A 25,464-nucleotide genomic window follows, 5' to 3' on the forward strand; every position below is an offset into this window, starting at 1 on the left:
GGCGATCAGGCCGCATTCCTGTCTGATTGATCAACTACTTGCTCCCCGTCCTGGAACTTGACGTTGCTGACGACCAGTTCCAGCTTCTGGAAGTGCTTGATCCTCCTCCATCGCTTTTGAGCGCTCTGGAGCAGCTTGAAGACCATCGCCAGGGTCGTCGCCCGGGAGCCGCAGTTCCGGCTCCGTTTGGTCCTCAGGCGGACCGTGGCGAAGGTCGACTCGATCGGGTTGGTGGTGCGGATATGCACCCAGTGCTCTGCCGGGTAGTCGTAAAACGCCAGCAGCTCGTCCCGGTCCTTGGCCAGGCACCCCATCGCCTTGGGGTACTTGGCCTCGAAACGCTTCACCGTGCGATCGAAGGCCCTGTGTGCCTCGTCGCGGGTCTCGGCCATCCAGATGTCATGGAGGTCCGCCTTGACTTTGGGCTGCACCGATTTTGGCAGTTTGTTCAGCACGTTGGCCGTCTTGTGGACCCAGCAGCGCTGATGGTCGGTTTCCGGGTAAATCTTGCTCAGCGCCGCCCAGAACCCCATGGCACCGTCACCCACTGCCAGCTTGGGAGCCTGGGCCAGGCCACGCTCTCGTAGCCCTGTCAGCAAGGTCTCCCAACTGGCCGCCGACTCGCGAAAGCCGTCCTCGACGGCCACCAGCTCCTTGCGGCCCTGCTCGGTGACGCCAATGATCACCAGCAGGCACAGGCGGTCACCCATGCGGACGTTGCTATACACACCGTCGGCCCACCAGTAGACGTAGTGTCGGTCGGCGAGGTCCCGCTTCCTCCACTCGGTATGCTCGTCTTCCCACTGCTTCTTGAGCCGTGACACGGTGTTGGCCGACAGACCCTTGGCCTGGTCGCCGAGCAGCGCCGCCAAAGCCTCCTGGTAGTCGCCGGTAGAGATCCCTTCAGGTAGAGCCAGGGGATCAGCTCCTCGATGCTGCGGGCCCGCTTCAGGTAGGGCGGCAGCAGACTGCTGTTGAAGCGAGCGCCACCACCGCTACGGTCGCGCACCTTGGGCACCTGCACGCTGACATCCCCGACCCCGGTCTGGACGGTGCGCTCGGGCAGGTAGCCGTTGCGGACCACCGCTTGGCGCCCATCATCGAGCCGCTGGTCGGCGTACTGTGCCAGGAAGGTGGCCAGTTCAGCCTCGACGGCCTTGGCGATCAGGTCACGGGCACCTTGACGAAGCAGCTCGTGCAGCGGGTCAGTGACCGGGGGTTCTGGTTGTGAAAGAGCCCGGAGGGTAGAATCCGTCATGGCGTATCCACTCATGTTGATTGAGATCTTGGTCGTGATCAATCAACAGGATACGCCACCCTTCCTACCTCCTCCCATACACCAGAAATCACCATAGCTCAGGCCTGTATATCGGTATCCGCTGCGGACGTTGCATCACCGCCACAGGCGCCACCACAGGATTTGCTCATGATACGACTCCACTTGAACAATGTTGTGGTACCATTTAAAACTATAAAGCTACTATAAGGTCAATAGAGTAAAGAATCCGTTGGGGAGGAGGCTGATGCGCATTGGTCAGTTGGCGCAGTTGGTAGGGGTCGAAACACAGACGATCCGCTTCTATGAACAGCAGGGCTTGTTGCCGCCGCCTGATCGGCAGGACAACGGTTACCGTGTCTATACCGAGAAGCATGGTGAGGGGCTGGCCTTCATCCGTCGCTGCAGAATCCTGGGCCTGTCACTGGCTGAGATTCACGAACTACAGAGCTATCAGGACGACCCTCATCAGCCTTGTACCGCCGTCAACGCCTTGCTCGATGATCACATCTCTCATGTGCGGTCGCAGATAACCGCTCTGCAAGCGCTTGAGAAACAACTCGTTTCACTGAGAGCGAGTTGCAACGATGACCGGGAAGTTGAGGCGTGTGGGGTTCTTGCTGGAATTAGCGAAGGAAACATGCACCAGCAGTAGGTGAAGCATCAACCAGATAATCCGATGAGATGCCGGTCTGTCTCACTCTCATGCAAAGGTAAGATCAACCATTTAATCCGCTTACCCGATCTCTGCTGGGTGCATCTGCCGGGACCGCGCGAAATCCACCTCGAACATCGACTCGACCTCAGCGGCGAACGACGGGTCCATCACCAGCGCCGTGACCTCGAAATTGAGGCGGAAGGAGCGGTTGTCGAGGTTCACGGTGCCTGCCGCCGCGCCGATGTCGTCCACCAGGCAGGCCTTGCCGTGCAGGAAGCCCCCTCGTAGCGATAGACCTCGACCCCCGCCTCGAGCAGCGAGTCGAGAAAAGCGTAGGCGGCGAAGTAGGTCAGCGGATTGTCCGGCCGCTCCGGGATCAGCACCCGCACGTCCACGCCGCTCAGGGCGGCCAGCTTGAGCATCGAGAGCACCCCTCGTCGGGCACGAAGTAGGGGCTGGAGATCCAGATTCGCTCATGGGCGGCATGGATCGCCTGCTGGATCATCAGGCTCGCGGTCTCGAAGCGATCCGCGGGCCCGGTCGGCAGGATCAGCACCGGCATGCCGTGGTGGCTCGGCACCACCGGCGCCCAGGGCAGTTCGGGCAGTGCCTCGGTGGCCCAGTGCCAGTCCTCGAGGAACACCAGCTGCAGCGCCAGGGCCGACGTCGCCTGGCCGGCACCCGGCCTGAGGCGGGTGGTTCTCGCGTCCCACTCACCTGCGGCATCCGCTCTGACGTCCGTTCAGAAACCTCACGCTTATCATCGCCGTTTCTCTCGTGCCGAGTCGGCGGAAGCGGCGCTGGCAGGGTCAACCTGCTGGAGATAGGTCACGCCCAGCAGCTGGCGACGCGCCAGCCAGACGATCAGCGGCGGCAACAATAGCCACTGCAGCAGTGGGGCCAACCCCGTTCCCAGCAGCGGCAGGGTGGGCATCAGCTCACCGTACTGCCAGCGATCCTGCAGGACCGTGGCGTGCCATTCCAGGCCGATCGTGATCACGACGCCCACCGCCACGAAGCCGAGAAGCGCAAGCGCATCTGGGCAGCGCAACCAGTCGCGCCGGCGCCGCACCCCCGCCACGACCCAGTAGGCGACAAGGGCGATGAGCACGTCACCCAGGGTCGCCCGTGTGCAGAACAGGACGGCGTCCCAGTGCGCCATGGCCGGCATCTCGGCGAAGAAGGGGACCTGCAGGAACTCCCAGGGAAGTTGAGCAGCAAGGCGAACAGCACCACGTTGAATTCCGGAGTGGCCAGAAGTTGCCTCACCGGGCCGCCTCCGCCCCTGGCGAGTCCGTGCCTTCGTCCTGTCACTTCCTCCTTCCCTTAGGCGGCGACTGATGACAGCTCCAAGGCTCCTGGCGGACGTTGTCCTTCACATTCTGATCGACGAATCGGTAGTGCTCTTCCTTGAACCGGTTCCACCACCCCTGGCTGATGGTCACGGCGTGTTTCTCGAGAATCTCCTCGATGCAGTCGAGACACAGCCGCGTCGCGTCATAGGCGAAATCCAGCCGGTGCTTTTTGGCGTCGTAGAAGACGCTATCCAGCCCGTACAGCGCATCGATGTCGGCCACTGCGGCGCCTATCGCCGCCTCATCGTTGGGCTCGAGCTTCAGGTGCCGGGTTACCAGGTGGATCTCGGATACACCGACACGATGATCGTGATGGCTCATGATGTTACCTCCTTGGTTTGACGACGCGACCCGGCGATCAGCACCACGCCGGCGGCGGCGTAGAAGATCAGGTCGCCGATATCATCATGGGTCAGGCCCAGGCGATGCGCGCGCAGGCGGCCCAGCCACCAGGCGGCGACGATGCCGACCACGTACATCAGGCCGTACCAGTGAATCGCGAACGGGCCGAGGCTGATGGCCACCGGGTCAATCTGGGGATATTGCAGCATGCGCTACCCCCGGCTCACTCGAGACGCGACCAGTCGCGTCCACCGTTCTCGCTGATCAGCAGCCGGTTCAGGTCATCGGCCGCCACCAGACGCTGGGGGTCGTTCGGATCCACCGCCAGGTGCATCAGATAGCGCTCTTCCCAGCCCCGCTTCACCACCTCCCAGTCGCGGCTGGCTTCCTCGGCTCGCAGCAGGCCGACGTCCAGCATGAAGGCGTAGAGCGTCCCCTGGCTGGCCACCGCCAGGCTCACTGGGCGGCGTTCGGGGTATATCTGGCGCCAGCGCTCACCGCCGTCCGGACTCATCAAGAGCCCGGTCTGAGTGGCGGCATAGAGCTGATCGGGATCACGGCTCGAGGCGGCCAGGGCAATCAGCCCGGCCGGTGCCTTGGCTCGAGCCTGCCAGCTGCTCCCGCCATCCTCGCTGACCTGGAGCTGGCCGGCATAGGCTCCGTAGAGCGTGTCGGGGCTGGCCGCGCTGATGGTCAGCTGATGGAAATCCACCGGGCCATCAACGCCGGAAGCATGCCGGGACCAGCTTCGACCCCCATCGGTGGACATCACCACCCCGAGGTTGCCTCCCCTGGCAGGGTGGCCGCTCGCAAAGAAGGTCTCAGCCTCTTCGGGGTGGGGCGCGAATCCCATGAAATCATGGGTCTCCTCGGAGACCCGGCGGGCCATCCCATCGCTACCCACGGCATAGAAGCCGTGGTGGGTGGCCAGCCACAGTCGTTCGCCATCGGCTCGGTCGAAGGCCAGGCCGTGAATGTGGGTCTGCTGTCGCAGCTGCTCGAGACTGATACCGCTCGGCTCGCGGGAGCAACCCGCCAGCAGGGTCAGTAGCACGGCCATGACAAGTGGCCATCGATAATGGGTCATGACGTCATTTCCTTATCTTTCGTCAGGTGTGGCCGGCGCCATGCGAACCACCACATGGCGCCGAAACACCATACGGCAAGGTCAGCTCACGCGGATCGTCGCCATCATGCCTAGCGCCTCCTGCTCGATGATGTGGCAGTGGAACAGCCAGTCGCTGTCGGCATCACGGGTGGCGATCACCTGGAAGTGGGTGCCATGCACGTGGAAGGGCTAGATCGACCACGGCGCCTTCAAGGGGGAGGTTCAGGTACGAGGAGGCCGCTCGAAGGGAGCAGGAGGTCCCGATGGATAGCCCAGGTCGGGCCCGGACAGGGGAAGGGGGAGGCCATCGCGTCAATGGTCAACCGAGCAAAGGTGGCGCCACACTGGGCACAGGGCATGCAGCAAGGAGAGGCCAGGGAGGCATCCGGTTCGCTCGGGTCGGCGGCTGCCGAGAGGTCCCAGTCCGCCGACCCCTGCATGGCCGAACGCTCCTCCAGCTGACTCCCCAGGCAGGAGGCATCACCGTGATGCCCGCCCGCGGCCACGGGCGGCGCAATGGCCAGCACCAGGGCCATCAGCAGGCTGAGTAGCCAGTGATAGGAGAGTCGGCGCATTAGGGACAAGCGGCCTTGTGAGCCAATGGAAGCGCGAGTATTTCACGGCCAAGAAGAGAGCCGCAACCTGAGCCCTGCACGCAGGTTTACCAACGGAGCTCCTTTGATGTGAATCAATGGACAGGGCGCGCCGTTGGACTAGGGTAAGGTCAACGCGGTACCGAGAAGCGAGCCCCCGTCATGCAGCCACAGGTGCCTGAACAGTGTGCAGATCACGGCCGGAGAGGAATCTCCCTCTGGCTTGCTGCCTTGTTCGTGCTGGCACTGCTGCTCGCCGCACCCCTGGCCAAGGCCCATGCAGAGGAGCTTGACCACCCGGGCAACCCGGTGGCTGCGACCAGCCTCGAGCTCGCCACCGGCGAGGTATCGACGGACGCCTGGCTCACCTCACCTCCCGCGGGGCCCCACTGCCACCATGACCACGCCTGGCGCTCTGTATCAGGTGTTTTGCCCCGGAGCGAGGCGCCCGATGTCACCCCCGATCCGTGGCCTCCGATCGTCCCCGCCGCCGGGCCGTCTATACACCTCACCTCGGCACTTGGTCAGACCCTTCCTGGGCCCGCCTCTCCCCACGTCGTTCCCCTCTACCTGCTGACGCAGCGCTTCCGGTCCTGAGATCTGGGTGGTTTCCCAGACACACAGTCGTAATCGCGCGGCATTGACCTCTGCGCCGCACATAGCCGGAATACTGTGAGCATTGGCCCTCGACGGGACCAATCAGCAGCAAGGAGAACGATCATGAAACTTCGCAAGCAGACTCTCGCTCTCGGACTCGCGCTGGCCATCGGTGCCAGTGGTTCTGGGATCGCCCTTGCCCAGGGCATGCCGGACTCTCAACCCGGCCAGGGAAGCGGCATGGGTCCCGGCATGATGGGCGGAATGATGGGTGGTGGCGGCCAGGGCGGCATGGGCCCCGGCATGATGGGGGGCATGATGGGCGGCGGCGGCCAGGGCGGCATGGGCCCCGGCATGATGGGAGGCATGATGGGCGGCGGCATGATGCCCTGCCCGATGATGGGCGAGGGCATGGGCATGATGTCGATGCTCGACTCCGATCAGCGCAGCCAGATGCGCGAACTGATGCAGGAGCACCGCCCGGCCCAGTTCGAGCGCAAGGGGCGCCTGATGAACCTGCGCGACGACCTGATGGCCGAGATGCACGGCGAACGTCCGGACCCTGAGCAGGTGCAAGAACTCCACGGCCGCATGGCCGAGCTGCACGGCGAGATGATGGCCGAGATGGTGCGCATGCGTAACGCCATGCACGACCTCATGACCGATGAGCAGCGCGAGCAGCTCCGCCAGGCGGCGCCCGCCGACGTGGATCCCGAGGACCACGATGCCCATCACTGATCGGCGGAGTCACTGAATACGCAACATCAAGGACGGCCAACCCTGGCCGTCCACTCGGCGACAGCTGCAGGAGGCACGTGATGAGTGACACCAGGTCCAGAACGATCACCCTGACGGTACCCGGCATGGGCAGCGACCACTGCGCCGGCATCGTGCGCAAGACCCTCGAGCGCCTCGATGGCGTGAGCGAGATCCAGACCAATATCGCCAACCATCATGTCAGCGTGACGGTCGAGGAAGGCGGACCCGACGGCAACACCCTGAAGGGAGCCGTCGAGGGTGCCGGCTATGACGTGGCCGCCGTCAGCGGTGGTGGCCAGCAGCAGATTCGCCTGACGGTGCCCGGCATGGGCTCGGACCACTGCGCCGGCATCGTGCGCAAGACGCTCGAACGCCTCGATGGCGTGGGCGAGATCCAGACCAATATCGCCAGCCACCGCGTCAGTGTGACCATCGAGGCCGGTGGCCCCGATGGTGAGGCGCTGAAGCGCGCCGTCGAGGGGGCCGGCTATGACGTGGCCGCCGTGCAGACCGAGGAGCAGGAGGCGGGCGACGGCGACGCCGAGATCGAGGAGGCCTACCTCGCCCAGGCGCGCAAGCGCCTGATCATCGCCGGCATACCCGCCACCCTGATCATGCTGTTGATGATGCCGCACATGTTCTGGCAGCCGATCCCGGGCTACCTGGCCATCGTCGCCCTGCTGGCCTTCCCGGTGATCTTTCTCTACGGCGGCGCCGCCACGCACCGCTCGAGCTGGCGCTCGCTGAAGAACGGCACCTTCAACATGGACGTGCTGATCTCCATGGGCAGCCTGCCGCCCTACCTGATCGGCCTGGTCGGCTTCATTACCCCCATGACCTCGTTCATCGAGATGGGCGCCACCATCATGACCTTCCACCTGCTGGGGCGTTACCTGGAGGCCCTGGCCAAGGGCGCGCCTCCCAGGCCATTCGCCGCCTGCTGACCCTGGGCGCCAAGACGGCCCGGGTGGAGCGCAACGGTGAGGAGGTCGAGGTGCCGGTCAAGGAGCTGGCGCCCGGCGACATCATGATCGTGCGCCCCGGCGACAAGGTCCCCACCGACGGCGAGGTGGTCGAGGGCGAGAGCCACCTCGACGAGTCCATCGCCACCGGCGAATCGATCCCGGTCTACAAGAGCCCCGGCGACAGCGTGATCGGCGCCACCATCAACAAGGAGGGGCGCCTGCGGGTCAAGGCGACCCGGGTCGGCGGCGACACCTTCCTCGCCCAGGTGGTGCGCCTGATCGACCAGGCCCAGGGCTCCCGGGTGCCGATCCAGGAGTTCGCCGACCGCATGACCGGCCGCTTCGTGCCGGCGGTGATCCTGATCGCCCTGGCCAGCCTGGTGGTGTGGCTGCTCATTCCGGACGCCCTGCGCCCGATCCTCGACTGGGGCGCGACCTTCCTGCCCTGGGTCAACCCCGAGGCCGCCACCCCGGTGCTGGCGATCCTGGCCGCCGTGGCGGTGCTGGTCATCGCCTGCCCCTGCGCGCTGGGCCTGGCAACGCCCACGGCGCTGATGGTGGGCTCCGGCATCGGTGCCGAGCGCGGCATCCTGATCCGCTCCGGCGAGGCGATCCAGACCTTCAAGGACGTCAAGGTGATGGTGCTGGACAAGACCGGCACCATCACCCGCGGCGAACCGACGCTGACCGAGGTGGTGGCCGCCGAGGGCGTCGAGGAGTCGCGCCTGCTGACCCTGGCGGCGAGCGTGGAGAACGCCTCGGAGCACCCCATCGCCCGGGCCATTGTCGACGGTGCCAAGGAACGCGATGTGACGCCCGGCGAGGTCAGCGAGTTCCGCTCCACCGGTGCCCGCGGCGTCTCGGGCCGGGTGGGCGACGCGAGCGTGCTGATCGGCAATCGCCGGCTGCTCGAGGAGGAAGGCGTGGCCGGCCTCGAGGCCCTGGATGACGCCATGGGCAAGCTCGAAGCGAAGGGGCGCACCGTGGTGATCGTGGCCGCCGACGGCCAGGCCCTGGGCCTGGTGGCCGTGGCCGATACCCTCAAGGAGGAGTCGGTCGAGGCCATCCGCGGCATGCATGCGCTGGGCCTGCACGTGGTGATGATCACCGGCGACAACGAGCGTGCCGCCCGGGCCGTGGCCGAGGAGGTCGGCATCGATGAGGTCCAGGCCGGGGTGCTGCCCGAGGGCAAGGTCGACGCCATTCGCGCCCTGCAGGCGAAGCACGGCAACCACGTGGCCATGGTGGGGGACGGCATCAACGACGCCGCGGCGCTGAAGCAGGCCAACGTGGGCATCGCCATCGGCGCCGGGGCGGACGTGGCCATCGAGGCCGCCGACGTGACCCTGGTGCGCGGCGAGCTGACCGGGGTGGTGGAGGCCATGCACCTCTCGCGCGCCACCTTCGGCAAGATCGTTCAAAACCTGATCTGGGCCAGTGCCTACAACGTGGCCGCCATTCCCATCGCCGCCGTGGGCCTGCTGCACCCGATGATCGGCGTGATCGCCATGACCGCCAGCTCGCTCTCGGTGATCGGCAACTCGCTGCTGCTCAAGCGGGGCTTCACCCGCGCCAACCCGCAAGGAGAGAAGACATGAACCGCCTGCACCACGCAATGATGACCGCCTGCCTGGTGCTGATGGGGGTGGCCATGCTGATCGTGCTGTGGCGCGGCAACCCCTTCGGCACCGGCACCTGGCTGCTGCTGCTGCCGATGGGGCTCTGTCTCGGCCTGCACCTGTTCATGCACCGCCACAGCCACCGAAACGATGAATGACCCGCGTCCTCGTTCCCGCTTCGCGATTCGCCCGGGAAGTTGCCTTGGATCAATGCAGCTCGAGCCACCAAGAGGCAAGCTGAAGGCCTGACTCAAGGGAGTTCCTCATGCACCGGCTCATTCGGACATCAGCAACACAGCGCACAGGAGGCCGCCTGCTGGCCCTCCTGCTCGCGCTGCTGTTGGCGATGGTCACGCTGTCGAGCCATGGCGCCATGGAGAGCCACCAGGCCGATTGCGGCCTCGTCGCGCAGGTACAGCTGCTCGACGCTGATACCCCGGACGAGCACCGCTGCGCCAGCTGCGCCGCGCTGCCGCCCTCCATCGACCTGGCCACGGCTGCCCTCACTTCCCGGCCCTCGCCCCGGCGCTGGCCGTGATCACCCACCGCCCCCTGCCCCCGCGGCGCCCTCCCAGAGCCTGATCGAACGAAGACGGCCCGGCCGTCGGACCGCGACACCGTTCGCTGCGACACCGCTCGCATTATGGTTACGTTCCTCAGGAGTACATCATGTCTATCCGTTTTTCATCGGCCGCAACGGCGCGCCAGGCATTCCTGCCTTCCTCATTGACGCTCACCGGCAACCACCGGCTCCTCGGCTGGCTCATGGCCGCCGGGCTAGCCCTCTCCACTATGCCGACACTCGCCGACGCGGTACCGGCGGGCACGGTGGTTACCGCCAACGAGCGTGGTGCCTCTCTCACCCACATCAACCTATCGAGCGGCGGGACCAGCACCCACGCCATGGCCATCGCGCCCCACAACGTTCAGATCAGCGATTCCGGCCGCTACCTGATGGCCGTGGGGGAGCCGGCAGCCGACGACCACGGCCATGGCCATGACGGCGGCCATGCCCACGGTGATGCCCCCGGCAAGCTCAAGCTCTACCCCTCCCATGACCCGAGCGGCGCTCCCCTGGCCAGCATCGACGTGGGCAGCCACCCGGCCCATGTGGTCAGTGACCGGGAAGGCCGATTCGCCTTCGTCACCAATGCGGGGGACAACAGCGTCTCGGTCGTGGACCTGGAGGCAAAGGAGAGCGTGGCGACCATCGCCACCGGTGAGTATCCCCACGGACTGCGTCTGAGTCCCGATGGCCAGGAGCTCTATGTGGCCAACGTCCTGGATGGCAGCGTATCAATCATCGATGTCGAAGCGCGGGAAGAGGTCGCTCGCCTGCCGGTCGGCCAGGCTCCCGTGCAAGTGGGCTTCACCCCGGATGGCACCCGGGTCTTCGTCTCATTACGGGACGAGAACCGCGTGGCCGTCATCGACACCAACCGCCGCGAGGTCGTCGAGCGCATCGAGGTGGGCCGGCTGCCGATCCAGGTACACGCCACCCCGGATGGACGCTACATGCTGGTGGCCAATGAGGGCACTGAGGACGAGCCCGATAACCGGGTCTCGGTCATCGCTCTCGACAGCCTGGCGGTGGTGGCCACCCATGAGGTCGGTGCCGGTGCCCACGGTGTTAGCGTCGATGATTCCGGGCGCTTCGCCTTCGTGACCAGCCTCTATGACGACAGCCTGTCGGTCATCGACCTGGAGGCCGGGACCGTGATCAGCCGCTATGACACCGGCCAGGGTCCCAACGGCGTGACCTGGGTAAACCACTGAGAGGAGACAGGACCATGATGACGCAATGTGCCGCCCTGATGGGCCCCTGGGCTGGATCATGCCCGTCGCCATGATGCTGCTGCTCGGTCTCGGCATCGCTTCGCTCACCAAGTATCTGTTCACGCCCCGCCCCACATCCCGTGACCTTCCGGAGGCTCGCTCATGAATCGCTTCGGCTCCACTCTGCTGCTCTCCGCCGCCCTGCTGCTGGGCGCCGGCACCGCCCACGCCGCCCTGCCCGACAAGGCGACCCTGTTCAAGAACCCGGAATGCGGCTGCTGCGACGAGTACGCCCGCCAGCTCGAGGCCCGCGGGGTCGAGGTGAAGATCGTCGACGATATCGAGGTGGGCAAGATCAAGCAGCGCGTCGGCTTGCCCTATGGCCTCGGGTCCTGCCACACCATTCAGATGGGGGTTACGCCATCGAGGGTCACGTGCCCTTCGAGGCGGTGGAGAAACTCTTCGAGGAACGCCCGGACACCCGCGGCATCGGCCTGGCCGGCATGCCCATCGGCACCCCCGGCATGCCTGGGCCCAAGCGGGGCGACTGGGACGTCTACCAGTTCCGCGGCGGTGAGGCCAAACCCTTCATGACCCTGTAATCCATCACTATGGCAGTAGAGAAAGGCCGCTTCACTCTTGAGTGAAGCGGTTTTACTGTTTATTAGAAGCACAACTACGCCTTGACATGGAACGCAGGCCAAGCCCACCTCTTCGTCAAACCGCTACCCGCCGAAGAGGTGAATGTGTTCTCCGTCAGTCGATAGCGTCCACGGACTTGATAGCCCCGACTTGTCCCACCCATTATTCAAGGCCGTATCCTCCGGTGGCGCTCCTGCACCGCCAACACCGCCAGCGTCAGGGCCGTCAGCGGTAGTGCAAAGTAGAGCATGGTGACGCTGAAGACCGGCAGCGCATCGTGGTGAGTGGCGGCCAAGATCAGGTAGAGGGTATAGGCCAGATAATAGGCAAACAGCACGCCGCCCTCCCAGCGGCTGATCACCCCGCCGGTGAAGCAGATTGGCAGGCAGGCCACGGCCACCGCAATCATGACCGGAATATCGAAGCCCACCATCGCATCAGGGACAGCAATGCCGGTGGGGGCCAGCAACCCGGTCAGGCCCAGCACTCCGAGGATGTTGAACACGTTGCTTCCCACCACGTTGCCCACGGCAATGTCGCGCTCACCACGCAGTGCGGCAACGATCGAGGTGACCACTTCAGGCAGCGAGGTACCCGCCGCAATGATAGTCAGGCCGATTACCTGGTCGCTCACGCCAAGGGCCTGAGCAAATACCACTCGCACCTCTACCTGCTCGGCGGGGAGAGCTACCGGCTGAAGCAGAAGACGCTCAGCTGACGATCACGGGCGGGTCAGTTTTGTTGGCCACTGGAGGGTCAGTTCTGATGGCCATTGACACTCCCGAAGGAGCGTGACGTCATGATGCGCTGACGGGCCTCACCAGGATCATTCATCTCGATGCAGGGAATGCCCTTCAGTTCCAGGCAGGTGCGCTCCAGGGTGACCGAGAAACGCTGGCGAATCTGCTTGGGGTCGGCCAGGGCGAGATCCCAGGCGCTGTGTACGCCCATCAACGCCAGGCGCTCCACCAGTCGGCGGCCGACGCCCCATACATCGCCCAGCTCCACCTGACGCAGCAGCGTCTCATATGTCTCGCTGCCGGTTCTCAACACGCAGACGCCGCCGTAGCCCGGCAGTATCTTGGCCGCTCGGTTGGCCAGCTTGGCTCTATACTCCAGAGTGGACTCTTTCTCATCAAAGCTACTGTAGTACAGTCATCGGACATGTGCAGGTAGCAACAGTATTCTTGGCTCTGGGGAGGTAACCGTTTATGCCGGTTTATCGAGTCCTGCATGCCGAAGGTTGCTATCCCTTTCATGTGGTGGATCGCGATGGGTTACCGCACCCGGAGCTGACCCTCTATCCCGAATATTGCACCAGGCATGAAAAAAGCGGCTGAAAATCGGTTATAATTCAAGAGCCTAACCAAGAATTAGCCGACACAGCCGCCATGACAAAATGTACCACGCCCACCGCCACCTTTCCACGCTGCAAAGGCCGTCAGATCACCGCCAGCTTCGATGGCGGCGAGGTCACCTCTGACGGTGGCATCCTGCTGCTGCGGCAGCTCGACCGCGAGATGGGCCTGACCCGCGCTATCGCTCGCCGGCTGAGTGATGACCGCGATCCTCAACGCTGCCTGCATCGCACCGAAACCCTGGTTCGGCAGCGCGTGTTTGGCCTGGCGCTGGGCTACGAGGATCTCAACGACCACCAGGCGCTGCGTCACGACATCGCCCTGCAGACCGCCGTCGATACCGACGGCGTGCTGGCCAGCCAGTCCACGCTGTGTCGCTTCGAGCAGCAAGCCGATCGGGACTGGGCGGTCACCATCCACGAGGAAATGATCGAGCAGTTCATCCGCTCGTTCCGGCGGCCACCCAAGAAGCCGCTCTACCTCGACTTCGATGCCACCGACGACCGGGTGCACGGCCAGCAGCTCGGGCGGCACTTCAACGGCTACTACAACCACTACATCTTTCTGCCGCTGTTCGTGTTCTGTGGCGATCAGCTGCTGGTCAGCTACCTTCGCCCGGCCTACCGAGATGCCGCCCACCACGCCGGCGCCATTCTTGCCCTGCTGGTTCGGCGGCTGCGCCAGGCGTGGCCTGAGGTAAAGGTCGTATTCCGCGGCGACAGCGGCTTCTGCCGCCCGCTGATCCTCAGTTGGTGCGAGCGCCACGGTGTCGACTACATCGTCGGCCTCGCCGGCAACCCGCGGCTGGCCAAGCTAGCCCTGGATATCGACTACGAGTCAGCTATCCGCTTCGAGAAGACCCGTGAGAAGCAGCGAGTCTTCGGCTTCATCGAGTACGCCGCCAAGAGCTGGAAGAAGCGCCGACGAAAGGTGGTCGTCAAATCCGAGACCAGTTGGCGTGGCTTCAACACCCGCTACGTGGTGACCAACCTGCGCGGCTGCAGCGCAGAGTGGCTCTACGACCACCGCTACTGCGCCCGAGGCGAGATGGAGAACCGCATCAAGGAGCAGCAGCTCCTGTTCTCAGACCGCACCAGCTGCCACCAATGGTGGTCCAATCAGTACCGACTGCTGCTCTCGGGGCTGGCCTACCTGCTCCTGGAGCGGCTGCGTCGGATTTACCTTAAGCGCACCGCCTTCGCCCAAGCCCAGGTCAACACCATCCGCCTGAAGCTGCTGAAGATCGGCGCCGTCATCACTCGCAACACACGGACCATTCGGCTGATGTTGAACAGCCAGTATCCGGAGCAGGACCTCTTCCTGATGTTGGCCAGCAAGCTGGTGCCGGGATAGCGTCGCGGCGTGCTGTCCCCGGCACAGAAAAGACATGGGGGTGGGGGGAGGTGCGCCCTGAGCACAGGAACTTGATCAAAAAGCAGCCAAACTCCACCCCAGATCCCTTTTATCCCCACCGAGCCTGGCATCTGGGGACTTCTGACTGACCCGGTGCAACATCCGGGCTATGCCTGCCTGTCCGTGCGTCATCATGCATCGCTGACGGCAAGAGCCTACACGAGGGAAGTGGTCTCCTTTGCTTCCTGGGCGGCAGATCATCCCGTCGTGCTTCGACAGGGTTGGCAGTTGCTTGGTCCACCTACTCAGGTGCGGGCACTGTTGGCTTTCTTCCTCGCTTCGGAAATGAAGTGCATCGTGGCGTTGGGTCGAGATCGCTGCGGATTCGAAACCCGTCGGATCGAACCGACTTGGCAGACTGGCCGGCGCCTGGAACGGCTCCTGGCGGCGCTGAGATCGTTCTACACGGTACTGCATGAGCACGGTCGCTATCACCATGGCAATCCGATGGATGCCGACGGTGCCCGCCGATACATCGAGGAGGAGCGCCGCCGGCAACTCCAGGTGTTTGTCGATGCCCATGGTCGAATGCCCATGCCGGCTGACAGTGGCGTAGACGGCGTTCGAGAGATGCGCCTTTCCGCCAGTTACTTCCGGCTGAAGGGGAATCAATGGTTACCCGAGATCCTGGATGAACCGGCCCTGATGAACAGGGTCATGTCAGCTGGTGAGCAGTGGGGGTGGACACTACGCGAAACCGGCCTGGTACGTATCCTTTTTGATACCGGCTGCCGTGTGCACGAGGCTTGTCAACTCAGCGTGGCGGACTGGGTGCAGAGTGGTTTATGCGACGTCAACTACTTTGGCCGGTTGGCGACAATTAGAATGGCCGGTTGGGTGGGGTAGTTGTCGTCAGGCTGACGACCCGCCCTTTCCTCCTTGTAATTGACATTGATAAGCACGCTTACGATAGCTCTCCCCGCTCAGCTCTATCAGCGTGGCGTGGTGTACCAACCGGTCGATGGCGGCCACCGCCATCATGCTGTCGGGGAAGATGCTGTCCCAGGCGCTGAACGGCTGGTTGGCAGTGATGATCAGGCTGGCCGACTCGTAGCGATGCGCGATCAGCTCGAACAGCACCGAGGTCTCGGCCTCACTGCGCTGGACGTAGCCGATGTCGTCGATTACCAGCACGGCGTACTTGTCGAGCTTGATCAGGGCGTCGCTCAGGCGCAGGGCCTGCTTGGCGGCCTGGAGCTCCTGGACCAGGCTTGAGGCGGTGGCGTAGCGCACCCGGTAGCCCTGGTCGACCAGCGTATGCCCGAGCCCGGCCGCCACGTGGCTCTTGCCGACGCCGGAGGGCCCGAACAGCAGCAGGTTGTGCGCCTGGTCGACCCACTGCGTGTCGCCCGTTAGAGCGCTCAGCTGCCGGCGCTGCTCGGCCGCGATGGCGTCGAACTCGAAGGACTCCAGCGTCTTACCCACCGGCAGCCGGGCCTCCTTGAGGTGCCGGGCCAGCCGGCGTCGCTCACGCTCGGCCAGCTCGTGCTCGCATAGGGCGGCCAGCGTTTGTGGCAGGCTCCAGTTCTCGGCTCGGGCGCGGGTCTCCAACTGGGGCCAACAGGCGGCCATGGTGGGCAGGCGGAGCTGTCGCAGCAGCAGCGGTAACGTCTGGGCATCAGGCATGGCAGCGCACCTCCGCAACCGGCACGCGGGGCACCAGGTGGTCGTAGCTGGCGATGTCATGTTGGGTCACCTGGGGGAACGCCATCGTGGCGCTCGGCGTGGCGGCGAAACGGGCCTGGAGCTCGGCCAGCGTCGGGCTCTTCCCACGCGCCAGGGCGTCCAGCCAGTGGCTGGCGATCGTCTCGGCCTGGTCCTGCTCGGCGGCCAGCGCCAGGGCACCGACGATGCGCTTGCAGGCCTCGGCGACTGGCAAGGCGGCGGCCAGAAGGGCATATAGCTTGCACCACTCCTCGCTCGGCAACAGCTCGTCGCGGAACGTCAGTCCCGCCAGCGCCCGGGGCTTGCGGACCAGCCAGCCGATGACATGACGGTAGTCGATGACCCGCAGCCGACCGCTTTGCGGCGTGGCATGCAGTCGCCGCAGCGTCAGCAACGCCTGCTGTGCGTGGTGCAGCACCAAGCGATTGTCGTAGAGATGCACGCGCAGGCGCTCGCCGATCAGCCGGGAGGGCACCGAGTAGAGCACCTTGCGCACCTGGATGGTGCTGGAGGTGGTGACGCGCACCGTCAGCTCGGTGTAGTCGGTCCCTGGCCGGCTGGGCAACGGCTGCAAGGCACCACGCTCGACAGTGATACGGGTCGCGTTGCGGCGGTTGATCGCGGTGGTCACCTCATCGAGGAACGCCTGATAGTCATCGAGGCTGGCGAAGTCCTGGGAGCCACGCAGTGCCAGGCGCTGCTGGAGGCGCCGCTTGAAGTGGCCATGCGGCGACTCGATGCTGGCGTTTTCATGGCCACGCCCTGGGTTGTTGCGGGTGGCGGTCATGCCGTAGTGAGCGCACAGGGCGGCATAACGCTCGGTAAGGTCGGCTTCCGTCTCCCGGCCCAGATTGCGGAAGGCCGCCGACAGGCTGTCGGTGCGGTGCTCTGCGGGGACCCCGCCGAGGCGCTCCAGCGCACGCGTCAGACCCTCGGCCAGCGCCGGGTAGCTCTCGCCACCGAGCACCACCCGCACATCACACCAGCCGCTGTAGGCCAGGCGGAAGTGGTAGAGCCGGTGATCCAATGGCTCCCCTGCCACAGTAATGATGACTCCCTTGAGCTCGGTGAAATCGGAGAGGCCGCGTAGCCCAGGGCCATGGGTTTGCGGAAACATCACCTCCTTCTCCGGGCCGTGCGCGGCTCGCCAGCCCTTGACCCGGCGCTGCAGGGTCCGCAGCAGGCTGTCCGGGTACTGGCCGGGGTGCTGCTCCTGCAGCCACTCCAGTAGGGTCAGGGCCTGCAAGCCCGGGGCGGCGGCCAGCTGGGGGACGAGCGCGGTCTCCCACACATCGGCGAAAGGGTCGGGTCGGGTTCGCCAGTGCCGTGGTGCCGGCGGCTCTGAGGACTCGGACCGGCGTTCGAGGCGGCGGGCGGTTCTGACGGAGAGGCCTGCCTTGGCGGCGGCGACCTCCTGAGTCTGGCCTTGTTGACGTTGCGACATATAGAGCGTGACCTGTTGGCTGGTGACCGCCATACCGGCTCCCTGGTGGGTCGGGACAAGCGGTCAAGCTTAGGGCAACCGGTCACAGTAGTTGTCGTCGGCCGGCCAGAGTAATTGGCGCTCTATAGTGGTTTTATGCGAGAGATGTTGTCGATCAGCAAGGGAAGTCATGGACGCCGAGTGAAAAGGCTGTTCATTACCGACCGCACGGCCAAGGTCCTGCGACACTATGTGGACGAGCAGCGTGCTCGGCTAGATCCCCGAGGGTATGGGCTGGCGGAACTCACTACACTGCCTGTGGAAGCTCTTCATCACCTTCCGCTGTTCCTGACTCGACGTGGCACATCAATGAACCCGGACCACTTCCGCCGCGACTATTGGGCACCGGCTCTCAACGCCGCCGGCCTACAAGTGCGTTGCCATCAGGTCCGCCACTGGTTCGTGACACAGGCGCTCAACGACATCCACCAGCGTGCCCGATCCGCTGAGGAACTGCTGAGCCTGCGTGGTGCCCTACGTGAACTCATGGCCTGGAAAAGCGACATGCTGCCAATCTATGACCAAGCTATCTGCCGACATAATCTGCCGGAGCTGGCTCATCGCATTCATGCTCGCATCGAACGTGAGCACCGGCATGATCGCGCTCGCCGTTCCCAGCCGGCTTCTCCCCCGAGTCACTTACCGAGAGCCAGCGAATGTTAGATGAGATGCTGAAACCATGACGCCGCCGGCCCGGCAACACCGCGCCAATCCGGAGCATCGGCGGCTTACGATACGTGCCGAGCTTGATCGTCGACGCGAGCGGGGTGAGGCCTTCGTGAATCGGGAGGTGATGGCGGTTACCGGCTACGATCGCAAGACGATCAGTGGCGTTACCCAGCGTTATGTTCGTGACCTGGCAGCGGAGTTGCTGCAGACGGTGGTCGAGAACCGAGAGGCTCATGAACGCTGGGTACGTGACTACCGCACCTTTCGCCCCTTTATTACGCGCACAACAAGTGGTCCGGTGCTGTTCCGACGCTTTGTGCGGCTGGTCATCGAACAACTGCATCGCGAGAACACGTTGATGACGGTGAACGCAGTTGAAGCCATTACGGGAGGGCGAAGACGGATCCTCAATGAGGAGTTGGTTCTCTGGGAGCAGGAGACCGGTCATCAGGTAGCGCGCACGGTTGCCTGGAAATCTCTCGACACCTACGGTACCACCGTCCTCGTGGGCGAAAATCATGCGCTGAACCAGCGAAACGAATCGATCACGGCGGAACTGGACCGTCGTCGCCGGCTCGGCACTCCCTTCAAGCTGGCCGATATCAGCCGGTGCCTCGGGTACAGCGTAGCCACCGTGTCGGGGTATTCGCGCCATTACGTGGCAGCATTGGCCGATGAACTCCTGAGCACCCCGGTCGACAGTCGTGAGGCCTATGAGGGCTGGCGTCGGGACTTCAATACCTTTCGCTATTCGCTTCCCAATACGCGGCGTTCACGTGAAGTGCTCACGCGGCTCACACGTCTGACCATTGAGCACCTACACCGCGAGGGACATACGGTAGCCTACAGCGAGGTACTGCGGATTTCCGAGCACAATGATCGTCACATTAAACAAGAAATCCGGCGTTGGGAAGAAGAGACGGGGCATCAGGCCAGGCCATTGCGGGTATGGAAGGAGATCACTCTGGAGATGGTGCTTGACAGAGTAACACCGGCACTCCACCACCTGCCGCTGACCTTTCTGGAATCACCGACCATGGGGCGGCCCTTCAATGAGTCCCAGCGCCGAATGATCCACTCCATTTCGCAACCGAAACTACGGGATGTGGCATTCTTCGTCATGACCTTCGCCGATGGCAACCGACGTAACGACATCACCTTCTTTGCCAGCATGTCGCGCTATCTAAAACGGTTGGAACTTGCAGATATCGATGAGCTGGACCCCGAGGCGTTCTATCAAAGATACCATGATGGTGAGGTATTGCCGGAAGAGGGTACGCCCAAGCGCGGCCGATTTCTGCAGACCTATTTCCGCTTGCTGCGCAAACAAGAGGATTACCTACTCAAGTTGACACCCGAGCAGCGCCGGGCCGTAGCGCCTTGGAAACTCATTGCTCTGAAGGATGACCACTTCTGGCACCGCTCCACTATTCATAGAGAAGTAAGAGCCGAGCAGAGGATGCGCCGTAAGGCCGCTACCGCCGTTGTACATGATCGCTTCTATCTGCTCCGTGATATAGCCGAGCGTCGATGCATTCAGGTCGAGCGACTGTACACAGCCTTCCGAGATGCCATTGCCCATCATGAACGGAAGGGAGAGGCCCTGCCGATATCATTCTCGATCACCGATGAGACGGTATCGGCCTCAGGCCGCACTCGACCGACACAGCAGCATTTCAGGCTCTGGGACGCAGCGACATTGCGTTCTGTGCATGAGCCCGTGGCAGAAGACTTCTACTATCATCAGGATCAGCGTCAGCGCATGCGTGCGGCGGTATGCGACCAGGCAGGTTACTTCCTGAGCTATGAGGGCGGCCATGCCCGTGATGACGCTGATGCTGTAGAGCCCTATTGGTTCATCGAACTGCTGCAGGCGAATGTGCTGCGCTCTCAGGTTGTCGATCCTGATTTTCTGACGCGAAATGGCTACTCGAGAAGCTCATTTCAGCTCCCTCCACAATCGACTTGGGGAGCATCAACCAATAACTGGTTGGAACGTATCTCGCGAGATATTGGCATGCTCTTTATTCCACTTGATGCGCTCAAGCTTGGCGCTCTCGTCGGGCATGCGGCCATTCAGATCATGACCAAGACCGGGGCTCGCATGAACGAGTTCCTGCAAATCAGGTTGAGTCAGGAGCATCTATCACGAGTGCTGCTCGCCAAGGGCCGTGAAGCGATCGCCTTTCGCGCAATTCCCAAGGGACGCCGGGCAGAAGAGCCCTACTATATTGACGAGCGCTGCATGAGAGCGCTACACGCTTGGTGGAAGTTCCAGCGAGAGCGGGAGCAGAGCCTGGAGACCATCCCTGCTACTAGGAATTTGCGGCATAAACTTCGACCGGCGCCCTACTTATGGCAGCACGCCGGAAGACATTTCAGCCATAAGGACATCAATGCGACGATGTCCATCATGCTGCACGGTATCTCGCTGCAAACGCCTGACGGTGAGGCCGTGCGGGTCACTTCCCACCTGCTGCGTCACGGCTTTGCCACGGAGATGCGGGCGTTGAACACGCCTGTGGATGTGATCGCACTCCTCATGAAGCAGCGAGATATACGAGTGACCGAATACTATTCCCAGCCGACGCCGGCCAGGCTGGTGGAGCTGCAACGGAAGATCTTTGAAAGCCGTGTGGACCTGTCCCGTACCCACATACGATCCCCAGCGCAAATCCGGCGGCAGGTCGAAGCCGCGCAGGAGCAGGTGGGTGCACTGATCCCGGTTATCGGTGGACGTTGCACAGTGGCCAGTCAGTGTCCCATCAAGTTCGCCTGCATCGGCTGTGCCGGGAATGCGCCCGACTGGCGCAAGCGTGACCAAGTCATCATCTACCGGCAGGCCTGTGCGCAGATGGCGGAAATGGCGGAAGCACAGAATCTGCCCGCTGAAGAGCGCAAGGCAAAGGAAGCCATGGCGAGCTGCAATGATGTGCTGGCCGAGATGGAACTTCTTGAGCGAGCTGATCAGGCGGCAGCAGACCCCGTCATACTGACCATCGGGAGGAAGGAGGGATGACGCGACAATCCAGTAAGGCACGTTCCGAGGCTGCAATGGCCGGTTTGAAACGCAGTCATCAGCAACGTCGCAATCGAAGCGTGGCGATCGTGCGTCAAGCAATCAGCCGGCTACAGGAGACCGGCAGTCCTGTGACGCTGGGACGGATTGCGAGAATGTCGCGTGAACTCTCCGATACGGGAATGGGGATTTCCGAATCCACCATTCTTCGAAATCCTGAATGCTGCCAATTATACGAGGAAGCTGCTCAACCCGTTCGAAGGCGGCGTACCATTGGACGCCTACTGAACAGCGATGTGGAAAGACCCACCGATGCGGAGCGGCGACGTATGCATTATTTGATGCGCCTGACAAAGGCTGAGCTGGCCGCTCGCATTCTCGCTGTTGAGCGGAAGCTGGCTTTATCGGAAAAATCGAATGGCGTCCTGCGCGATCAGATTCTTCGGGAAAACTTGGGTCTATAATCACCTTTTCAATACTTAGACCCCACAGCTACTCACTTTGCATCGGAAATGAGGCTCCCTCGCTTTCTTCCGCCTGATGACGTTGTTGCTCTGGCGTCCATAGCGTCTTGAGGTAATTAATTACGGAGCGGATCTCGGCAGGGGTGAGCACGTCCTCGAAGGCCGGCATGGTCAGTCGTTCGGTCTCGTTCCAGGGGTCGCGCCACCCTTCGGAGACCATCCGATACAGCATGGCATCGGAGTGCTTCCAGGTATGCCCTTCTGGCCCATGTGGTGGGGCCGGCAACTCACCCATCGCATTGGGTCGCTGCCAGTTCGGCATCCCCTCGCCATCGATGCCGTGGCAGCTGGCACAATGCTGCTGGTAAATCTGCTCCCCCTCTATCGGCTGAGAGGCATCGTGCGAAAGAGGGGCATCATCCGCCATGGCCTGCCCGGCAGTACTTAACAGCAGCCAGGTTGTGACGAGGACCCCGCGGTTACGCATCGGGAATCGCCCTCCAGTTCCGGCCTTGGTCATTACTGCGCACGAGTTCCCCCACGCGATCCAAACCATAGAGGGTACCTTCTGGCGCCAGAGTGATCGCGACGAGTTCAGGAGCGTCGCCTTCTATCCGTAGCCACGCCTTGCCACCATTGTCGCTGACCCACAGGCCTCGATCCGTGGCCACATAGACACGTTCGGGCTCGTCGAACTCGTAGGCCACATCGTAGACGGTATCGGCATCGAGCTCTCCGGTCGGTCGCCAGCCGCAAAAGCAATCCATCGACAGGCGCACCGCATCGTCAGACACCGCATAGAGCCAACCGGTCTGCATGCTGCCCTCCATATCGGAGTGGACGAGCCGGCGAACAGGTTGGACAGGGCCGCTATCCTTCTTCCGCCATGATTCGCCGGCATCGTCACTTTGGTAGATGCCGTCGTCAGCGATCTTGGCGTAGAGCGTCTCGACTTGATGTCGGTGGGCACTGAAAGCGATGACGTTCCGGCTGGGCAGGCCCTCATCGACCCGGTACCAGCTGTCGCCATTGTCGTCGCTACGCTGCACTCCAATCGATGGGCCGGCGATATAAAGCGTCTGCTCAGCGGCAGCCGGCGCCACCACCAACTGCCCGGTCCTTACGGCCTCGGGCAACGGGATGGCCTGCCAGGAGTCGCCACCGTTCGTGCTTTCAAACAGCTGGCTGGAATTCACCTTGAGCAGACGAGCTCCGGTCAGGTCATACTCCAGCGCCGGCAAGACATCTTCGGCCGCTGCGGCCACGGAGGCGATGCCAAGGCCGATGATGGCCCCGCTCGTGATTGATAGGGTATGCCAGAAGCGACTCATCATTTTTTTCATATCACTATTTCCCTGGATAACGGTTAGCCGATGGCACCTAAGGCGGGAAAGGTGCGCAATAGCCAATACGAGAGCTCGGTCAGTTTTCCGGTCATCATCAAGATGCCCATCAGGATCATGATCAGTCCTGCCGCCAGGTGCATGGCTCGGCCCCAGCGGCGCAAGAATTTCTGGTGGTGCAAGAAGCGATCGAGCGAAACGGCGCTCAGCAGGAAGGGCACCCCCAGGCCTAGCGAATAAATGCCGAGTAACGCCATGCCGCTCGAAGCATTGGCCGTCGAGGCGCTGACGGTCAGGATGGCGCCCAGGATCGGGCCAATACAGGGAGTCCAGCCGAAGGCGAACGCCACGCCCAGCAGATACGCCGCACTACGCCCGCCACCCTCTGCCTTGAGCCGGCCGATAAAGCGCCACTCTCGCTGTAGCCCATGCAGCGGGATGAGGCCGGTCATGAAGGCACCAAACAGGATGACGATGATACCGCCGACCAGATTGGCTTCCTGGCGATAGGCCAGCAGCAAGCGACCGATGGCCGTGGCACTGGCGCCCAGCATCAGGAAGACCGTAGAGAACCCCAGCACGAACCATATCGACTGGGTCAACACCCGGAACCGTTCGCGCCGGTCCGCTTCCTGTAGCTGCCCCAGCGAGCGGCCGGCGACGAAGGAGAGGTACCCGGGTACGAGCGGCAAGACACAGGGCGACGCGAATGAGATCAGGCCTGCCAGAAACGCCGTGATCAGGCCGATGTTGGCGACTTCCCACATCCCTCCTTATCCCCCTCCTTATCCCGCGGCTAGGCTTGAAGCTTGGACAGGGGGTGCTCTGATGATGACACCTGCTGGTCAGCTTCGTGGGGAATAGCGGCTTCCGCTTGCTTGGGCGCTGCCGGATAGGCTTCTACCTCGGCTTGTATTTCAGAGGATTCCGCCTTGGCCTGTACGTTGGAGACTTCGCCCTGGTCGGTCGCTTTCCCTTTCTTGTCCTGGCATTTCATCATGCACAGCCCCAGCCCACACATGATGAGGCAGGGCAGTAGGCTCACCAGCAGGGGGGCGATACCCAACAGGACCAGTTGCTCCCAGCCCATGGCCAGGCCAGCGAGAACTCCCAAGGCAGTAGGTAGCCCAGAGCAACGTCGAGGTCAATAGCCCTTCCCTCCCCAGAATCGGTATGCCAAAAGCAAGCCTAGGAACCTACCGTTCCATGCGGCAAGGTGGGGCTATAAACGCAACGCCAATGGTCATGTAGAGCGCTATAGATCCTGGATCAGCCACGACCGAATACCCAGTGTCACGAGACCGACAAGACTCGCCTTGTCGTTGTCATAGTCTGCGCAGCGCGATTTCTGCGTAGATCCCCTTGTAATCAGTATCATGCGTTTTATCCGGCTCCGGCCTGGGATTCAGGGCTACTATTCGATCGCTGGGATCATTCAGCAGGCCGCGAAGCTGTTCATAATCGAAGCTCCAGCCCTCGGCCTTGCGCTGGTTGAGGCGTGTGACGGTCTCTACCAACGTGGACATGCTGTGCCCCTCTCCCTCCAGAGGCGAGAATGCCTGAATCAGCGGTTGCCCTTCATACCAGCCGATCTTGATGGGCTGGTTGACGATTTGGACCTGGGTGCCGGCGGGCACGCGGTCGAAAATCGACTCGATGTCCCCAGGGAACATGCGAATACAGCCACGGCTGGCACGCATGCCGATACCATCCGGCTGGTTGGTGCCATGGATCAAGTAGCCATCGAATCCAAGGATAATGGCATGGTCTCCCAGCGGATTGTCCGGGCCTGGGGGCACTACACTGGGTGCCTCTTCACCGCGTGCCCTGGCTTCACGCTGCACCGACTCGGGGGGATACCAGGCGGGGTTCTTGATATTCATGGTGGTCTTGGTCACCCCGAGGGGGTATCGAAGCCCTCGCGACCGATGCCGATAGGATAGGTCTCGACACGTGGTGTCTCGTCGTCATCCACCTCGGGATAGTAATATAGGCGCAGCTCGGCGATGTTGATGACGATGCCAGTGCGCTCTCCGGCGGGCAGGATGAAGCGCCCGGGTATGGTCACCTCGGTACCCTCGCCGGGAATCCAGATGCTCACGTCCGGGTTGGCGCGCACGATCTCCCTGTACCCCAGGTTGTGTCGCCTGGCGATATCGAGCAGGGTATCTTCTCGATCCTCCACCGTTATGCGGTAGGTGTCGCCGATCACATTGCCTTCCTCAGGCAATGGATAGTGGCCGCGGGGCCACTCGTTCTCCTCCTGGGCCTGAGCAACGCCGATGAGCGCGAGCCAGCCTGCCAGCACTCCCACCAGTGTGCGTGTTCGGAGTTGCCACAACGAAGCTTCCCCGCCGTAC

Annotated in this window: 31 protein-coding genes and 2 pseudogenes; 14 read left to right on the plus strand and 19 right to left on the minus strand. The window is 63.1% G+C overall.

Translation table 11 applies throughout. The features are described 5' to 3' along the window. Positions 1-5: 5 nt before the first annotated feature. Positions 6-1,273: pseudogene (locus ACUDAL_RS18265) on the minus strand (IS256 family transposase). A 250-nt stretch (positions 1,274-1,523) separates the two neighbouring features. On the opposite strand from ACUDAL_RS18265, the gene cadR reads away from it, so the two are divergent. Beyond that, positions 1,524-1,931, plus strand: a complete 408-nt coding sequence (gene cadR, locus ACUDAL_RS18270) for a Cd(II)/Pb(II)-responsive transcriptional regulator (RefSeq protein WP_004364961.1) — start codon at positions 1,524-1,526, stop codon at positions 1,929-1,931. An 81-nt stretch (positions 1,932-2,012) separates the two neighbouring features. On the opposite strand, the gene ACUDAL_RS18275 is transcribed toward cadR, so the two are convergent. The 8 genes and pseudogenes from ACUDAL_RS18275 to ACUDAL_RS18310 form a co-directional block, all read right to left on the minus strand. Then, positions 2,013-2,186: a hypothetical protein gene (locus tag ACUDAL_RS18275; protein ID WP_444679129.1), complete on the minus strand. Its 174-nt coding sequence runs from the start codon at positions 2,184-2,186 to the stop codon at positions 2,013-2,015. After that, the gene (locus tag ACUDAL_RS18280) at positions 2,153-2,356 is read right to left on the minus strand and encodes a hypothetical protein (RefSeq protein WP_444679130.1); all 204 of its coding nucleotides are present in this window, start codon (positions 2,354-2,356) and stop codon (positions 2,153-2,155) included. The genes ACUDAL_RS18275 and ACUDAL_RS18280 overlap by 34 nt, the downstream gene beginning before the upstream one ends. Next, on the minus strand, positions 2,335-2,577 hold the full coding sequence (locus ACUDAL_RS18285; protein ID WP_444679131.1) for a hypothetical protein: 243 nt from the start codon (positions 2,575-2,577) through the stop codon (positions 2,335-2,337). Before ACUDAL_RS18285 ends, ACUDAL_RS18280 begins: the two co-directional genes overlap by 22 nt. A gap of 117 nt (positions 2,578-2,694) precedes the next feature. Continuing rightward, positions 2,695-3,096, minus strand: coding sequence for a hypothetical protein (locus tag ACUDAL_RS18290; RefSeq protein WP_444679132.1), 402 nt, complete (start codon positions 3,094-3,096; stop codon positions 2,695-2,697). A gap of 148 nt (positions 3,097-3,244) precedes the next feature. Then, positions 3,245-3,610, minus strand: coding sequence for a cation transporter (locus ACUDAL_RS18295; RefSeq protein WP_444679133.1), 366 nt, complete (start codon positions 3,608-3,610; stop codon positions 3,245-3,247). A 38-nt stretch (positions 3,611-3,648) separates the two neighbouring features. Further along, a pseudogene (locus ACUDAL_RS18300) lies at positions 3,649-3,840 on the minus strand (prolipoprotein diacylglyceryl transferase family protein); the annotation flags it as partial. 14 nt (positions 3,841-3,854) lie between these two features. Next, complete coding sequence (locus tag ACUDAL_RS18305; protein ID WP_444679134.1) at positions 3,855-4,718, minus strand: F510_1955 family glycosylhydrolase; 864 nt, start codon at positions 4,716-4,718, stop codon at positions 3,855-3,857. Between the two features lie 81 nt (positions 4,719-4,799). Then, positions 4,800-4,919, minus strand: coding sequence for a multicopper oxidase domain-containing protein (locus tag ACUDAL_RS18310; protein ID WP_119023476.1), 120 nt, complete (start codon positions 4,917-4,919; stop codon positions 4,800-4,802). A gap of 650 nt (positions 4,920-5,569) precedes the next feature. Here ACUDAL_RS18310 and ACUDAL_RS18315 point away from each other — a divergent pair. The 8 genes from ACUDAL_RS18315 (at position 5,570) to ACUDAL_RS18350 (ending at position 11,650) form a co-directional block, all read left to right on the plus strand. Further along, positions 5,570-5,929 (plus strand): hypothetical protein, encoded by a 360-nt coding sequence (locus tag ACUDAL_RS18315; protein WP_444679135.1) that lies wholly within the window; start codon positions 5,570-5,572, stop codon positions 5,927-5,929. 123 nt (positions 5,930-6,052) lie between these two features. Continuing rightward, positions 6,053-6,667 carry a Spy/CpxP family protein refolding chaperone gene (locus ACUDAL_RS18320; protein WP_444679136.1) on the plus strand — a complete coding sequence of 205 codons (615 nt, stop codon included), beginning with the start codon at positions 6,053-6,055 and terminating at the stop codon, positions 6,665-6,667. A gap of 80 nt (positions 6,668-6,747) precedes the next feature. Next, positions 6,748-7,632 (plus strand): copper ion binding protein, encoded by an 885-nt coding sequence (locus ACUDAL_RS18325; RefSeq protein ID WP_444679137.1) that lies wholly within the window; start codon positions 6,748-6,750, stop codon positions 7,630-7,632. A gap of 23 nt (positions 7,633-7,655) precedes the next feature. Further along, a complete protein-coding gene (locus tag ACUDAL_RS18330; RefSeq protein WP_444679138.1) occupies positions 7,656-9,251 on the plus strand; it encodes a heavy metal translocating P-type ATPase in 1,596 nt (531 codons plus the stop codon). After that, positions 9,248-9,430 carry a hypothetical protein gene (locus ACUDAL_RS18335; protein WP_119022638.1) on the plus strand — a complete coding sequence of 61 codons (183 nt, stop codon included), beginning with the start codon at positions 9,248-9,250 and terminating at the stop codon, positions 9,428-9,430. Before ACUDAL_RS18330 ends, ACUDAL_RS18335 begins: the two co-directional genes overlap by 4 nt. Positions 9,431-9,537: 107 nt before the next feature. Further along, a complete protein-coding gene (locus tag ACUDAL_RS18340) occupies positions 9,538-9,810 on the plus strand; it encodes a hypothetical protein (RefSeq protein WP_444679139.1) in 273 nt (90 codons plus the stop codon). Between the two features lie 131 nt (positions 9,811-9,941). Then, positions 9,942-11,048 (plus strand): YncE family protein, encoded by a 1,107-nt coding sequence (locus tag ACUDAL_RS18345; protein ID WP_253444271.1) that lies wholly within the window; start codon positions 9,942-9,944, stop codon positions 11,046-11,048. 269 nt (positions 11,049-11,317) lie between these two features. Further along, positions 11,318-11,650 (plus strand): DUF411 domain-containing protein, encoded by a 333-nt coding sequence (locus tag ACUDAL_RS18350; RefSeq protein WP_444679140.1) that lies wholly within the window; start codon positions 11,318-11,320, stop codon positions 11,648-11,650. 206 nt (positions 11,651-11,856) lie between these two features. Here the strand turns inward: ACUDAL_RS18350 and ACUDAL_RS18355 are convergent, their stop codons facing one another. Together ACUDAL_RS18355 and ACUDAL_RS18360 are read right to left on the minus strand one after the other, a co-directional pair. Then, positions 11,857-12,354: a sodium:calcium antiporter gene (locus tag ACUDAL_RS18355; protein ID WP_444679141.1), complete on the minus strand. Its 498-nt coding sequence runs from the start codon at positions 12,352-12,354 to the stop codon at positions 11,857-11,859. Between the two features lie 92 nt (positions 12,355-12,446). Then, the gene (locus ACUDAL_RS18360) at positions 12,447-12,743 is read right to left on the minus strand and encodes a hypothetical protein (protein WP_444679142.1); all 297 of its coding nucleotides are present in this window, start codon (positions 12,741-12,743) and stop codon (positions 12,447-12,449) included. Positions 12,744-13,081: 338 nt separating this feature from the next. Here ACUDAL_RS18360 and ACUDAL_RS18365 point away from each other — a divergent pair, with 338 nt between their 5' ends. Beyond that, positions 13,082-14,401: an IS1380 family transposase gene (locus ACUDAL_RS18365; protein WP_444677628.1), complete on the plus strand. Its 1,320-nt coding sequence runs from the start codon at positions 13,082-13,084 to the stop codon at positions 14,399-14,401. A 153-nt stretch (positions 14,402-14,554) separates the two neighbouring features. Next, a complete protein-coding gene (locus ACUDAL_RS18370; RefSeq protein WP_444679143.1) occupies positions 14,555-15,307 on the plus strand; it encodes a hypothetical protein in 753 nt (250 codons plus the stop codon). A 6-nt stretch (positions 15,308-15,313) separates the two neighbouring features. Here ACUDAL_RS18370 and istB read toward each other — a convergent pair whose 3' ends face one another. Both istB and istA read right to left on the minus strand, forming a co-directional pair. After that, positions 15,314-16,087 (minus strand): IS21-like element helper ATPase IstB, encoded by a 774-nt coding sequence (gene istB, locus ACUDAL_RS18375; RefSeq protein ID WP_444679118.1) that lies wholly within the window; start codon positions 16,085-16,087, stop codon positions 15,314-15,316. Further along, on the minus strand, positions 16,080-17,603 hold the full coding sequence (gene istA, locus ACUDAL_RS18380; protein ID WP_234247281.1) for an IS21 family transposase: 1,524 nt from the start codon (positions 17,601-17,603) through the stop codon (positions 16,080-16,082). Before istA ends, istB begins: the two co-directional genes overlap by 8 nt. 81 nt (positions 17,604-17,684) lie before the next feature. Between istA and ACUDAL_RS18385 the strand changes: the two genes are divergently transcribed. The 3 genes from ACUDAL_RS18385 to ACUDAL_RS18395 all read left to right on the plus strand — a co-directional run bounded on the left by ACUDAL_RS18385 (position 17,685) and on the right by ACUDAL_RS18395 (position 21,761). Continuing rightward, positions 17,685-18,272: a hypothetical protein gene (locus tag ACUDAL_RS18385; RefSeq protein ID WP_444679144.1), complete on the plus strand. Its 588-nt coding sequence runs from the start codon at positions 17,685-17,687 to the stop codon at positions 18,270-18,272. Between the two features lie 115 nt (positions 18,273-18,387). Next, complete coding sequence (locus tag ACUDAL_RS18390) at positions 18,388-21,297, plus strand: site-specific integrase (protein WP_160113392.1); 2,910 nt, start codon at positions 18,388-18,390, stop codon at positions 21,295-21,297. Beyond that, complete coding sequence (locus tag ACUDAL_RS18395) at positions 21,294-21,761, plus strand: hypothetical protein (protein ID WP_140162521.1); 468 nt, start codon at positions 21,294-21,296, stop codon at positions 21,759-21,761. Before ACUDAL_RS18390 ends, ACUDAL_RS18395 begins: the two co-directional genes overlap by 4 nt. A 28-nt stretch (positions 21,762-21,789) precedes the next feature. On the opposite strand, the gene ACUDAL_RS18400 is transcribed toward ACUDAL_RS18395, so the two are convergent. The 6 genes from ACUDAL_RS18400 to ACUDAL_RS18425 form a co-directional block, all read right to left on the minus strand. Further along, positions 21,790-22,188 carry a c-type cytochrome gene (locus ACUDAL_RS18400; RefSeq protein WP_086509376.1) on the minus strand — a complete coding sequence of 133 codons (399 nt, stop codon included), beginning with the start codon at positions 22,186-22,188 and terminating at the stop codon, positions 21,790-21,792. Positions 22,189-22,240: 52 nt separating this feature from the next. Next, the gene (locus tag ACUDAL_RS18405) at positions 22,241-23,104 is read right to left on the minus strand and encodes a YCF48-related protein (RefSeq protein ID WP_086509365.1); all 864 of its coding nucleotides are present in this window, start codon (positions 23,102-23,104) and stop codon (positions 22,241-22,243) included. 23 nt (positions 23,105-23,127) lie between these two features. After that, positions 23,128-23,871 carry a cytochrome c biogenesis CcdA family protein gene (locus tag ACUDAL_RS18410; RefSeq protein ID WP_086509366.1) on the minus strand — a complete coding sequence of 248 codons (744 nt, stop codon included), beginning with the start codon at positions 23,869-23,871 and terminating at the stop codon, positions 23,128-23,130. Between the two features lie 29 nt (positions 23,872-23,900). Beyond that, a complete protein-coding gene (locus ACUDAL_RS18415) occupies positions 23,901-24,194 on the minus strand; it encodes a hypothetical protein (RefSeq protein WP_086509367.1) in 294 nt (97 codons plus the stop codon). Positions 24,195-24,429: 235 nt separating this feature from the next. Further along, positions 24,430-25,002 carry a L,D-transpeptidase gene (locus ACUDAL_RS18420; RefSeq protein WP_444679145.1) on the minus strand — a complete coding sequence of 191 codons (573 nt, stop codon included), beginning with the start codon at positions 25,000-25,002 and terminating at the stop codon, positions 24,430-24,432. After that, positions 24,999-25,418 (minus strand): hypothetical protein, encoded by a 420-nt coding sequence (locus ACUDAL_RS18425; RefSeq protein WP_444679146.1) that lies wholly within the window; start codon positions 25,416-25,418, stop codon positions 24,999-25,001. The genes ACUDAL_RS18420 and ACUDAL_RS18425 overlap by 4 nt, the downstream gene beginning before the upstream one ends. Positions 25,419-25,464 lie beyond the last annotated feature (46 nt).

The sequence above is a fragment of the Halomonas sp. E19 genome (assembly GCF_052439355.1).
GTDB lineage: Bacteria > Pseudomonadota > Gammaproteobacteria > Pseudomonadales > Halomonadaceae > Halomonas.